Source organism: Pseudomonas sp. B20(2017) (assembly GCF_002113125.1).
Taxonomy (GTDB): Bacteria; Pseudomonadota; Gammaproteobacteria; order Pseudomonadales; family Pseudomonadaceae; genus Aquipseudomonas.
Genome location: NZ_NEJP01000002.1, coordinates 431,304 through 443,535 on the forward strand (window position 1 = coordinate 431,304; position 12,232 = coordinate 443,535).

The following is a 12,232-nucleotide window of genomic DNA, read 5'->3' on the forward strand; positions in this document are numbered from 1 at the left end:
TGAACCACCGCCATCGCGAGCAAGCTCGCTCCCACATTTTTTATGTTTGAGTTCAGACTGAGGTGCTGACCAGCGAACCCGACGTGCTCGAATCCGAATCTTGCAACGCCTGCAACAACGCCGCCGTCGCCGTTTGCAACGAAGCCGAGGTGCTGGTGACCTGAGCTTGCGCGGCGGCGACTTCGGTCATCTTGGCCTGATCACTTTCCTTTTTGGCTTGGGCTGCTTGCAACGCCTGCTGCTCTTCCTGCAACTGCTTCTGCAGCTCGGCAATCTGCTTGCGCAGTTCTTTCACGGTATCGGATTCATCGCTGCTGGAACTGCTGTCCCCCGCCGGCGCCGCGCCGCCGCCCGCCGCGACTTGGCTGGTGTCGGCTTTCACGCCGGTGCTGGCCGCCGCGGTGGTCGAGGTGTCGTCACCGGTGTCGGCAATCGAGGTTTTGCTGGTGGGCGTGGTGACGGTCTGATTGATCGAAACAGACGTGATGCTGACCATGGGGAATTTCCAATGCCGGTGATAGATAACCGGGCATCGGCGGCGGTCTGCACGAATTGAGATCGACTGTGTACCGACTCGGTATCCGAACCGGTACACAGTCATTGGCCGATCAGATTTCACGTCACCCTGCCGTCACACAACCGTCATGTGACATGGCGATGATGCGGCTCAGGTGAATCTGCAAATCCCGCGACAGACGCCTCCTCGCAGCGAGCCTTCATGAACCACAGCCTCGATATCAGTCATCGCGATCCTGACCTGTTCGGCCTGCTTTACGGCTTTCGCTTCCGCCCAGGCGAACGCGGGCGCGAGGTGGATTCGGCGACCGCCCTGCGCTGCCTGCAAGACGACAGCGAGGGCGATGAATTTCTCTGGCTGCACCTGAACCTGGCCCACGCCGCGTGCGAGCGCTGGATGAAAAGTCATCTGCAATTGCCCGAAGAGTTTTTCGAAGCGCTGCACGAAGGTTCGCGCTCGACGCGCATCGAACATGTCGATTCGGCGTTGCTGGCGGTGGTCAACGACGTGGTGTTCAACCTCAGCAGCATGGTGTCGTCGGACGTGTCGACGCTGTGGGTCTGCGTGCGCAGCAAACTGATCGTCAGTGCGCGCCTGCAACCGCTGCACTCGGTGGACAAGCTGCGTTCTTCGGTGAAGTCCGGCGAGTGCTTTCGTTCGCCGCTGGAACTGCTGGTGCACCTGCTGCGCGATCAGGGTGAAGTGCTGACCCAGATCGTGCGCAAGACCAGTATGAGCGTCGATCAGGTCGAGGACGAATTGCTCTCCTCGCGGCTGTCGACCAACCGCGCCGAACTCGGTGCCAACCGGCGGGTGCTGGTGCGCCTGCAACGGCTGCTGGCGCTGGAGCCGGGTTCGCTGCTGCGTCTGCTCAACCGGCCGCCGCCGTGGTTGCAGAAGGAGGACGTGAAGGAGTTGCGCAAATCCACCGAGGAGTTCGCGCTGATCATCAACGACCTCACCGCCCTCGGCGAGCGGATCAAGCTGTTGCAGGAAGAGATCGCCGCCAACCTCAACGAACAGAGCAACCGCACGCTGTTCACCCTGACTGTGGTCACGGTGCTGGCGTTGCCGATCAACATCATTGCCGGTTTCTTCGGCATGAACGTTGGCGGTGTGCCACTGGCTACCGATCCGGAAGGGTTCTGGATTCTGGTGGCGCTGGTGGCGACGTTCACCGTGATTGCCGGACGCTGGGCGTTTCGCAAGCGGCGGGATTACTAAGCGCCGATCTCCTGTGGGAGCGAGCTTGCTCGCGAATGCGGACACCCGGATGACATCTCCTTTGCTGACACACCGCAATCGCGAGCAAGCTCGCTCCCACAGTGTTACTGGCTGAATTCGGATCAGTGGATCGGCTAATAGACCAAACACTGATCTGTCGCAGCCTCTCTGTAATATTTAGCAACGATCATGGGCGACACTCCTTCCCCCGCTAAGGATTGTCCTCCCATGGCTACTCCCTCCCTGACCGCCAGCCCGGCCTCCGCTGCCAGTGGCAGGCCGGCCCTCGACAAGAAAACCGGCCCGTTCACCTACGTGGTGTTTTTCGCGGTGCTGGCGATGGGGCTGCTGTTCACCGCCTACAGCCTGATGCACGACATGCACGAACTCGGCACGGTGGTCACCACCTGGACCCCGTTCCTGCTGCTCGGCGTGGCACTGTTGATTGCGCTGGGTTTCGAGTTCGTCAACGGTTTCCACGACACCGCCAACGCCGTGGCCACGGTGATCTACACCCATTCGCTGCCGCCGCATTTCGCGGTGGTCTGGTCGGGCTTCTTCAACTTCCTCGGGGTGCTGCTGTCGAGTGGCGCGGTGGCGTTCGGCATCATCGCGCTGCTGCCGGTGGAGCTGATTCTGCAAGTCGGTTCGTCCGCTGGTTTCGCGATGATCTTCGCCCTGTTGATCGCGGCGATCCTGTGGAACCTCGGCACCTGGTGGCTGGGCCTGCCGGCTTCGTCGTCGCATACGCTGATCGGTTCGATCATCGGCGTCGGCGTAGCAAATGCCCTGATGCACGGCCGCGACGGCACCAGCGGTGTGGATTGGGCCCAAGCGACCAAGATCGGTTACGCACTGCTGCTGTCGCCGCTGGTGGGTTTCGGTTGCGCGGCGCTGTTGCTGCTGGCGCTGCGCGCGTTCGTGAAGAACCGTTCGCTGTACAAGGCGCCGGAAGGCAACACCCCGCCGCCGTGGTGGATTCGTGGTCTGCTGATCCTGACCTGCACCGGCGTGTCCTTCGCCCACGGTTCCAACGACGGCCAGAAAGGCATGGGCCTGATCATGCTGATTCTGGTCGGCACCCTGCCGATGGCTTATGCGCTGAACCGCACCATGCCTGAGGAACAATCGCTGCAATTCGCTGCCGTCGCCCAAGTCACCCAGCAAGCGCTGGTGAAAAGTGCACCACTGCCGGCACCGGCCGATCCACGCGCAGTGCTCTCCGACTACGTGCGCAGCAAGGAGGCCACGCCGCAACTGATCCCTGCCCTCGCCTCCCTGACCGGGCACATCGGTGAAGAAGTGAAGGGCTACGGCTCGCTGGCGAAAGTCCCGGCCGAGGCCATGGGCAACGTGCGCAACGACATGTACCTGGCCAGCGAAACCATTCGCCTGATGGACAAGAACAAGGTCGACACCTTCGACGCCGACACCACCGGCAAGCTGCAATTGTTCAAGCAACAGATCGACAACGCCACCCGGTTCATTCCGCTGTGGGTGAAGATCGCGGTGGCGATTGCCTTGGGGCTGGGCACCATGGTCGGCTGGAAGCGGATCGTGGTCACGGTCGGCGAGAAGATCGGCAAAACCCACCTGACCTACGCCCAGGGCGCGTCGGCGGAAACGGTAGCGATGCTGACCATCGGCGCCGCCGACATGTTCGGCCTGCCGGTGTCGACCACTCATGTGCTGTCCTCGGGCGTGGCCGGGACCATGGTTGCCAACGGCGGCGGCTTGCAGATGAAGACCATCCGCAATCTGCTGATGGCGTGGGTGCTGACCTTGCCGGCGGCGATTCTGCTGTCGGGCAGTCTGTATTGGCTGTTTACCCAGATATTCTGAACACTTCAGGTCCTTGTGGGAGCGGGCTTGGTCCGGGCGGCGATCCGACGAATGCGGTCTGCCAGTCACGATGATGTCGACTGACAGTCCCCTTTCGCGAGCAAGCCCGCTCCCACTTTTGATCTGTGCAGGACTGTTAAAGCGTCGAACGAATCAAATCCCCCAGCCAGTCCATGAACACCCGCACCCGCAACGGCAGATGCCGCTGCCTCGCGTACAACAGTGAAATGCCCATCGCCGGCGCGGTGTATTGCGGCAGCACGGTGACGATCTCGCCGCTGTCCAGATAGGTGTTCATGCCGGTGCGCGGCACCTGGATCAGACCGAATCCTCCCAGGCACGCCGATTCGTAGGCATCGGTGCTGTTGACCGTCACGCTGCCGACCATCGGCACGCGGTGAAGCTGCCCATCCTGCTCGTAAACAAACCCTTCCGATCGCGAACCCAGCACACCGACGTAGTGCACCAGCCGATGCTGCGCCAGATCCTCAAGCGTTTGCGGCACGCCGTAACGCTCCAGATATGCAGGGCTGGCGCAGTTGATCATGCTGAAATCCCCCAGATGCCGCGCCACCACGGATTGATCCGGCTGCGCGCCGACGCGCAGCACACAATCGAAACCTTCGGCGAGCAGGTCGACCCGGCGATCGGTGCTGCTGATTTCCAGTTCCAGGTTCGGATGACGGGCCATGAACTCCGGCAACTTCGGCATGATCAGCCGCCGCGACAGAATATTCGGCATATCGACCCGAATCCGCCCGGTCAGCGACGCTTCGTCCTGACGGAACAGGTTTTCGATTTCGTCCATGTGCGACAGCAGATCCTTGCTCCGCTCGTACAACGCAAGGCCGTCCTGAGTTGCCTGGACCTTGCGCGTGTTGCGTTGCAGCAGGCGCGTGCCGAGCAGGGTTTCCAGCGCCTGAACCTGCTCAGACACCGTCGAACGCGGCAACCCCAGACTCTCCCCCGCCATCGTGAAACTCGACAATTCGCTGACCCGGACGAAGGTGCGCAGCAGTTCCAGTTTGTTCATGGGCCACCCATTGATTGTTCGGACAATCCGACCAGTGATTCCGGTTTCAGTCTGTTTATCACCTCACGGCGGATAAATAAACTTTGCCTCATCAACCGTCACCGCCAACGAGGAAGACCCATGAACCGCAAAATCGCATTGATCACCGGTGCCAGCCGTGGCCTCGGCAAGAACGCCGCCTTGCACCTCGCCGCGCAAGGCGTGGACATCATCGGCACCTACAACAGCCGCGCCGATGAAGCCCAGGCGCTGGTGCAGGAACTGGGAACACTCGGCGCCCAAGCCGTGATGCTGCAACTGGATGTCGGCCGCAGCGAAGGCTTTGCCGAGTTCGCCGTGCGGGTCGAGCAGGCGCTGCAACAGCTTGATCGTCCGCGCTTCGATTTCCTGATCAACAACGCCGGGATTGGCGTGCATGCGTCCTTCGCCGACACCACGCCGGAGCAGTTCGACCTGCTGATGAATGTGCAATTGAAAGGGCCGTTCTTCCTGACTCAGCAACTGCTGCCGCTGATCAACGATGGCGGGCGGATCATCAATATCTCCAGCGGTCTGGCCCGTTTCACCCTGCCGGGTTATGCCGCTTATGCGGCGATGAAAGGCGCGATGGAAGTGCTGACCCGCTATCAGGCCAAGGAGCTGGGCGCACGGCAGATCGCCGTGAATATCCTGGCCCCGGGCGCTATCGAAACCGACTTCGGCGGCGGCGCGGTGCGCGACAATTCGGCGCTGAACGCGATGGTCGCCAGCAACACCGCGCTGGGCCGTGCCGGTCAGCCGGATGACATTGGCGGCGCGTTGGCGCTGCTGCTGTCGCCGGGGGCGCAGTGGATCAACGGTCAGCGGATTGAAGCGTCGGGCGGGATGTTTCTGTAAGCCCGAACAAAGTCCGGACAAAAAAAATCGCAGCCCTCTCAGGCTGCGATTTTTTGTTTCAGCTCTGGCAAGCGTGGCGCATCACCAGCCGCTCGCGCACCACGTCATAACCCCAGTGGTAGACGTAGGTGTACGGCAAAAAGAACAGCAGCACGCCGATGTCGAGCAGGAACGCCTGCCACAGGCTGACCGACAGCCACCAGGCAATCAGCGGCACGCCCATCACGATCAGCCCGCCCTCGAACAGTAGCGCGTGCGCCACCCGCACCCAGGCGTTGTGAGCGATATTCCAGCGCTTGAGCATGCGGTCGAAGAAGCCGTTGAACACCACGTTCCAGCCCAGGGCCAGCATCGCGATTGCGATCGTGACGGCGCCCATTTCGACCAGCGGTTTGCCCATGATCCACGCCAGCAGCGGGGTACAGATCAGGATCGCCAGCAGTTCGAAACCGATGGCCTGGAAGATACGTTCAGTGATGGATTTGTTGGCAGTCATGGCCGAAGTCCTCTGTGAAGATGGTTGCCATGATCCAGTACCCCACCGATACTTCATAACCAATAACCATCGATCAAGGCGATAGTTTATGGCCTCTCAGGAAGTGTTGCTGGCATTTGTCCAAGCGGCGACTCAAGGCTCGTTTTCAGCGGCAGCGCGCAAACTCGGGCGCAGTCAGTCGACAGTGAGTGCGGCGGTGGCGAGTCTTGAGATCGATCTGGACCTGGTACTGTTCGACCGCAGCAGCCGCAAGCCGACGCTGACCCCGGCCGGCCACGTGATGCTGCAACGGGCCGAGGCGATTCTGTCGGCTACCAGCCGACTGGAAATGACTGCCCGACAATTGGCCCAAGGCGTCGAGCCGAAACTCACGGTGGCGATTTCCGACACTTATCAGTCCGACCGTTTCGAGGCGGCACTGGTGGGTTTCGAGCACCGATATCCGGATCTGGAGCTGGAATGCCTGATCGCCGAATGCGATGACCTGGTCGAACTGGTGCAGCGCGGTCGAGCGCATCTTGCGTTCGTCGAGATGCAGGATAACTATCCGCCGGATCTGGCGACAGCGACCGTTGCTGAGCGTACTGAAATCGCCTTGTTTGTGAGTCGTGGCCATCCGCTGGCGACGCAGGAATCCATCGATCAAACAATCCTTGAACAGCATCGCGAGCTGCGCCTGGCCACCATCGTCAATCCTTACGACAGTCGCGGCAAAGGCCGGGTGTGGTCGGCGCCGAGTTATCTGATGCTGCTGGAAATGGCCGAAAAAGGCTTCGGCTGGGCACCGTTGCCGCGCTGGCTGGTGGAGCGTTTCGGTAATGATTTGCTGGTTGAACTGAAGGTGCGCGGCTGGCCGAAACCGGTGTTCGTCGATGCGCTGTGGTCGCGGCTGTATCCGCCGGGGCCGGCGGGGAGCTGGTTGCTCAGCAAGATGCTGGAATAGCGGTGCCCTCAATCGCTAGCAGGCTAGCTCCCACAGATGATTTGTGAACAACACACATCCGGTGTGGAAGCCAGCCTGCTGGCGATAGCGGTCGCTCAGGCCGCTGCAATATCGACCGGACGGTTCACCTGAAAATACTCGTGCAACCCGCGCATCGTCGGCAACTCCAGCGCCTGCGCCGCGTAACACAATCCCACCCGTCGGGTCGGCGCCGGCAGGTGCAGCGCGCGCACGACGATGCGTTCATGCCCGCTGACCAGCGACTGCGGCAACATCGCCACACCGACACCCGCCGCCACCATGTGCAACGCCTGTTGCAATGAACCGGCGTGCCCCGCCACCGTTTCCGGCGAGCGTCCGTACAGCGCCATCAACCGCTGATGGGACGGATGCTGCGGGCAGGTGATCCAGTCCTCGATCGGCGCCCAGCCCGCCTGCGCGTTGGCCATCGGGTGATCGAGGGGCAGCGCCATCACATACGACTCTTCCCACAGCGGCAGGAACAGTTCGTCTTCGCAGCACATTTCCTCGACCGCCAACCGACCCTCGCCGTGACAGCCCTCCTCCAGGGTCAGCAGCAGATTGGGCAACGCCTGATGGGCCATACGCACAAAGGCTTCGATGTGGCTGGCGGCGATGTCGCCCTCGATGCCGAGGGTCAGCGGCGCACGGTTTTCGCGGCCGCGAAACATCCGGCTCAGCGCCTCGGATTCGGCCACCATTCGTCGTGCCTGCGGGTACAGCAACCGCGCTTCGTCGCTGACTTCCACACCACGGGGCTGACGCACAAACAGCGTCGCGCCGAGTTCTTCTTCCAACTGTTTGATGGTCACTGACAACGTGGGCTGACTGATGAACAGCCGTTGCGCGGCAGCGGTGATGTTGCGTTCTTCGAACACCGCGAGGAAGGCTTTGAGATGGCGGATATCCATAGGAGATTCCGATAGCAGACAGAGGAATAAGGCATTTTTCAGCCTCCGGCGGGCTAAATATACTGCGTCGCGAATCTGGTTATTTGTTTTTCTTATCTCAGGAGTTCAATCATGAGCAAGCCATTGATCATCATCACCGGCGCCAGCTCGGGCATCGGCGAAGCCACCGCCCGCCGCTTGAGCGCGGCCGGCCATCCGCTGCTGTTGCTGGCCCGGCGCATCGAACGCCTTGAAGCACTGGCACTGCCGAACACCCTCAGCCGCCGCGTCGACATCACCGACCGCGCCGCATTGCTGGCCGCAGTGGCCGAAGCGGAAGCGCAGTTCGGTCCGGCCGATGCGCTGATCAACAACGCCGGGGTGATGCTGCTGGGCGAGATGAGCAAACAGGACCCGGCGCAGTGGGACCAGATGCTCGACGTCAACGTGAAAGGCCTGCTCAACGGCGTGCACGCGGTGGTCGCCGGGATGATCGAGCGCAAGCACGGCACGATCATCAACGTCAGCTCGGTGGCCGGGCGCAAGACCTTCCCGAACCATGTGGCGTATGTCGGCACCAAGTTTGCGGTGCATGGGTTGTCGGAGAACCTGCGTGAAGAGTTGTCGCCGCATAACGTGCGGGTGACCACGATTGCGCCGGGTGCGGTGGAGACTGAGTTGCTGAGCCACACCACGGATGAGGCGATCAAGACCGGGTATCAGGCGTGGAAGCAGGATATGGGTGGGACGGTGTTGAGCGCCGAAGATGTGGCGACGGCGATTGCCTATGCGTATGGGCAGCCGCAGGGGGTTTGTATTCGCGAGATTGTGATGGCTGCCACGCGCCAGCAGGCCTGATCCATTGTTACAGACCTTAACGGCCCCTTCGCGGGCAAGCCCGCTCCCACATTTGATCGCATTCCAATTGTGGGAGCGGGCTTGCCCGCGAAGAGGCCAATATTGCCAACGATCCTTTCGGATCAGCCCAATGCTTTAAGCCGCCCCTCGATAAACCGCCGCTCCGGCTCCTGCCGCGTCAACTCTAGCGCTCGCAAATAAGCCACCCGCGCCTCTTCCACCCGCCCCAACTGCCGACAGAACTCCGCCCGCGCCGAATGCGCCAGGTGGTAATCCTGCAACTCCCCACGCCCCAGAATCCCCTCAATCAAGATCAACCCCGCCAGCGCCCCATCACGCTTGGCCACCGCCACCGCCCGGTTCAATTCGATCACCGGCGACGGCACCGCCCGCAGCAACACGTCATACAGCCCGACGATCTGTTCCCAGTCTGTCTCCCCCGCCGTCGGCGCTTCGGCGTGCACCGCCGCAATCGCCGCTTGCAGGCAATACGGCCCGAAACGTCCGGTAGTCAGCGCCCGCTCCACCAGATCGCAGCCTTCGGCGATCAGCTCGGCATTCCACAATCGGCGATCCTGGTCATCCAGCAGAATCAATTCCCCATCCGGCGAAGAGCGCGCAGACCGCCGCGATTCATGCAACAACATCAACGCCAGCAACCCCATGACCTCCGGGTCCGGCAGCAACTCCAGCAGCAACCTTCCGAGACGGATCGCCTCGCGGGTCAAGTCTTCGCGGGTCACCTGGGCGCCGCCAGACGCCGAGTAACCTTCGTTGAACACCAGATAAATCACCCGCAACACGCTGTCGAGGCGTTCAGGCAATTCGCTCAGGCTCGGGACTTGATAAGGGATTTTCGCATCGCGAATCTTCGCCTTGGCCCGCACGATGCGCTGGGCAATCGCCGCCGGGGCCGAGAGGAATGCCCGAGCGATTTCTTCAGTGGTGAGGTCGCAGACTTCACGCAGGGTCAGCGGCACTTGCGCGTCCGCCGCCAGCGCCGGGTGGCAGCAGGTGAAGATCAGGCGCAGGCGATCGTCTTCCACGTCTTCGGCGTCCCATTCGGACTGTTCCAGTTCTTCCAGTTGCGCCAGCAATAACGGTTGCGAGGCCTTGAACCGCGCGCGACGACGCAACACGTCGATGGCTTTGAAGCGCCCGGTGGACACCAGCCAGGTTCGTGGATTGTCCGGCACGCCGTCGCGCTGCCAGCGTTCGACCGCGACAAAGAACGCCTCGTGCAAGGCTTCTTCGGCGAGGTCGAAATCGCCGAGCAGACGGATCAGGGTCGCGAGGATCCGCCGCGAGTCTTCGCGATAGACCTGCTCGACCCGCGCCCGGACCTCAGACATTCAACTGGCGCACGGGACGCACTTCGACGCTGCCGACCCGGGCCGCCGGAATATTGCCGGCGACCTGGATCGCTTCGTTGAGATCCCGCGCGTCGATCAGGTAGAAACCGGCCAACTGCTCCTTGGTCTCGGCAAACGGCCCGTCGGTGATCGACAGCTTGCCGTTGCGCATGCGCACCGTGGTGGCGGTCTGCACCGACTCCAACGCTTCGGCGGCAACCATCCTGCCGCTGCCCTGGATTGACTCGGCGTAAGCCCAGCACTCGGCGTCTTCCGGGCTGTCGGGCGACGAATGCAACAGGCGCTCATCGCTGTAGACCAGGCATAAATACTTCATGGCATTCTCCTGAATCGGACGGATCAACTATGGCTGAAGATCAGGGTTTCACATCGAACAGGGTCGCACCGCTCATCGGGTCGAACGGTGCCGACCAGTGTTCGTGGGCGATCTTCCACGCCCCGCCGACCTGCCGGTAGCACGCGGTGACGCGCATCCAGCAACTCTGGGTTTCGCCCTTTTCATTGGTCCCGCCGCAATTGGCTACCCAGTGGGCGAAAGCGATGTTGTCGGCGGACTCAATGGCGATTTCGTGAAACTCGAAGATGTGAGGGCCGGGGCACATTTCCATGCAATCCACCCAGTGCGCGCGGTAGGCCGGTTTACCCTTGAATTGCAGGGCCTTGATGGCATCGAAGGAAACGATGTCGTCGGCATACAGGGCCATGACTTTTTCCACGTCCTTGGTCATCACCGCCTCGCGGTAGGTGTCGATCAGGGTTTGAATCTGCGCTTGCGTACTCATGGGGTTTCTCCCTGGTTTTTGTTGTGAAGACACCCTTAGTCGCTTGGCGATTTGCCGGATCGACAACCGAAACAAAAAATTTCCGAAGAACACAAAATCGCTAGAATCCGGGGCTCATCTTTGTAGGAAAAAGGAAATTCCCGTGTCAGCCCGACTCGTGCCTTACGAAAGCCTCAACGCCACCCAACGCCAGCAGGTCGAGGCGATTGAGATCCACGCCGAGCAGATCAAGTTCTCCGGCGACATCCACGGCGCCCTGCACACGCTGCTGTCGAAACCCGGCCCCGGCGTGAAAGGTTTTGCATTGCTCGCCGAAGAGGTCCCAGTGGCGTTCCTGCTGCTCAAACGCCCGCCGGTTCTGCCGGAATGGGCCGATGAGCACAGCGCGACCCTGCATGCATTGCAGGTCGATCACCGCGCCCAGGGCAAGGGTTATGGCAAGGCCTGCCTTCTGGCGTTGCCGGACGTGGCGCGCCAGGCCTGGCCGGAAATCAAAGGGCTGGAACTGTCGGTGGACGCCGACAACGACGCCGCGATTGCGCTGTACGCCAAGTACGGCTTCGTCGACAGCGGCGAAGCATATAAGGGCCGCATTGGTTACGAGCGGCGCATGGGGCTGTTCTTCTAATCGTCGGGTGAACAACGATGATCGATTCAATCGAAGCGCTGGAAGCCATTTACGGAAGGCCCCACGAACGGGCGGTGCGCAAGCAGATCGGCTTTCTCAACGAGGACTATCAGGCGATGGTCCGGGTCTCGCCGCTGGTGATTGTCAGCTCGGTCGGCGCCGATGGCATCGACGGTTCCCCGCGCGGCGATGCGCCGGGGTTTGTGCGGATCATTGACGAGCGCACCCTGGCCCTGCCGGATCGCCCGGGCAACAACCGCATCGATACCCTGCGCAACGTGCTCCACGATCCACGGGTGTCGCTGTTGTTCATCATTCCGGGGATTGGCGAGACGTTGCGGGTGAACGGCACCGCAACAATCAGCGCTGATCCGGAGTTGCTGGAAAGCTTTGCGGTGAACGGCAAACCGGCGCGCACGGTGTTGCTGGTGACGGTGGAAGCGGCGTTCTTTCATTGCTCCAAGGCATTCGTGCGTTCGGATGCGTGGAATCCGGAAACTCACTTGCCACGCTCGGCGCTGCCGACGGCGGGTGCGTTTCACAAGCGGCTGAATGATGGGCAGTTTGATGCCGATGCCTATGATCGCGAGGCCCCGGTGCGGGTGCGTGACACCCTCTACTGACCCCGCCCATGATCGTTCCCACGCTCTGCGTGGGAATGCATACCGGGACGCTCCGCGTTCCTGCCGCACCGCTGATGCAACGCCTGGCACCGTCATGACGCAGAGCGTCGAAGGCTGCATTCCCAC

At 61.7% G+C, this 12,232-nt stretch carries 14 protein-coding genes; 7 read left to right on the forward strand and 7 right to left on the reverse strand.

Annotated features, from left to right (window positions below; translation table 11 throughout):
- Window positions 1-52 precede the first annotated feature (52 nt).
- The gene (locus CAF63_RS05085) at window positions 53-496 is read right to left on the reverse strand and encodes a hypothetical protein (RefSeq protein WP_085683631.1); all 444 of its coding nucleotides are present in this window, start codon (window positions 494-496) and stop codon (window positions 53-55) included.
- Window positions 497-718: 222 nt separating this feature from the next.
- Between CAF63_RS05085 and CAF63_RS05090 the strand changes: the two genes are divergently transcribed.
- The gene (locus CAF63_RS05090; RefSeq protein WP_085606510.1) at window positions 719-1,741 is read left to right on the forward strand and encodes a transporter; all 1,023 of its coding nucleotides are present in this window, start codon (window positions 719-721) and stop codon (window positions 1,739-1,741) included.
- Between the two features lie 228 nt (window positions 1,742-1,969).
- Complete coding sequence (locus CAF63_RS05095) at window positions 1,970-3,583, forward strand: inorganic phosphate transporter (RefSeq protein WP_085683632.1); 1,614 nt, start codon at window positions 1,970-1,972, stop codon at window positions 3,581-3,583.
- 136 nt (window positions 3,584-3,719) lie between these two features.
- On the opposite strand, the gene CAF63_RS05100 is transcribed toward CAF63_RS05095, so the two are convergent.
- Window positions 3,720-4,616, reverse strand: a complete 897-nt coding sequence (locus tag CAF63_RS05100; protein ID WP_085683633.1) for a LysR family transcriptional regulator — start codon at window positions 4,614-4,616, stop codon at window positions 3,720-3,722.
- A gap of 120 nt (window positions 4,617-4,736) precedes the next feature.
- Between CAF63_RS05100 and CAF63_RS05105 the strand changes: the two genes are divergently transcribed.
- Window positions 4,737-5,492, forward strand: a complete 756-nt coding sequence (locus CAF63_RS05105; RefSeq protein WP_085683634.1) for an SDR family NAD(P)-dependent oxidoreductase — start codon at window positions 4,737-4,739, stop codon at window positions 5,490-5,492.
- A 58-nt stretch (window positions 5,493-5,550) separates the two neighbouring features.
- Here the strand turns inward: CAF63_RS05105 and CAF63_RS05110 are convergent, their stop codons facing one another.
- Window positions 5,551-5,988, reverse strand: coding sequence for a multidrug/biocide efflux PACE transporter (locus tag CAF63_RS05110; protein ID WP_085683635.1), 438 nt, complete (start codon window positions 5,986-5,988; stop codon window positions 5,551-5,553).
- 88 nt (window positions 5,989-6,076) lie between these two features.
- Between CAF63_RS05110 and CAF63_RS05115 the strand changes: the two genes are divergently transcribed.
- Complete coding sequence (locus CAF63_RS05115; protein ID WP_085683636.1) at window positions 6,077-6,931, forward strand: LysR family transcriptional regulator; 855 nt, start codon at window positions 6,077-6,079, stop codon at window positions 6,929-6,931.
- Between the two features lie 95 nt (window positions 6,932-7,026).
- Here CAF63_RS05115 and CAF63_RS05120 read toward each other — a convergent pair whose 3' ends face one another.
- The gene (locus tag CAF63_RS05120) at window positions 7,027-7,863 is read right to left on the reverse strand and encodes a LysR family transcriptional regulator (RefSeq protein ID WP_085683637.1); all 837 of its coding nucleotides are present in this window, start codon (window positions 7,861-7,863) and stop codon (window positions 7,027-7,029) included.
- A gap of 111 nt (window positions 7,864-7,974) precedes the next feature.
- Between CAF63_RS05120 and CAF63_RS05125 the strand changes: the two genes are divergently transcribed.
- The gene (locus CAF63_RS05125) at window positions 7,975-8,700 is read left to right on the forward strand and encodes an SDR family oxidoreductase (RefSeq protein ID WP_011335572.1); all 726 of its coding nucleotides are present in this window, start codon (window positions 7,975-7,977) and stop codon (window positions 8,698-8,700) included.
- 122 nt (window positions 8,701-8,822) lie between these two features.
- Here the strand turns inward: CAF63_RS05125 and CAF63_RS05130 are convergent, their stop codons facing one another.
- From CAF63_RS05130 to CAF63_RS05140, 3 genes are read right to left on the reverse strand one after another with little or no spacing between them, the layout of a single operon-like run.
- A complete protein-coding gene (locus CAF63_RS05130; RefSeq protein WP_085683638.1) occupies window positions 8,823-10,052 on the reverse strand; it encodes an RNA polymerase sigma factor in 1,230 nt (409 codons plus the stop codon).
- Complete coding sequence (locus CAF63_RS05135) at window positions 10,045-10,389, reverse strand: YciI family protein (RefSeq protein WP_007951101.1); 345 nt, start codon at window positions 10,387-10,389, stop codon at window positions 10,045-10,047. Before CAF63_RS05135 ends, CAF63_RS05130 begins: the two co-directional genes overlap by 8 nt.
- A gap of 40 nt (window positions 10,390-10,429) precedes the next feature.
- Window positions 10,430-10,855, reverse strand: coding sequence for a nuclear transport factor 2 family protein (locus CAF63_RS05140; protein WP_085683639.1), 426 nt, complete (start codon window positions 10,853-10,855; stop codon window positions 10,430-10,432).
- 142 nt (window positions 10,856-10,997) lie between these two features.
- On the opposite strand from CAF63_RS05140, the gene CAF63_RS05145 reads away from it, so the two are divergent.
- Window positions 10,998-11,483 (forward strand): N-acetyltransferase, encoded by a 486-nt coding sequence (locus CAF63_RS05145; protein WP_085683640.1) that lies wholly within the window; start codon window positions 10,998-11,000, stop codon window positions 11,481-11,483.
- Between the two features lie 17 nt (window positions 11,484-11,500).
- Window positions 11,501-12,106: a pyridoxamine 5'-phosphate oxidase family protein gene (locus CAF63_RS05150; protein WP_085683641.1), complete on the forward strand. Its 606-nt coding sequence runs from the start codon at window positions 11,501-11,503 to the stop codon at window positions 12,104-12,106.
- Window positions 12,107-12,232: the final 126 nt, after the last annotated feature.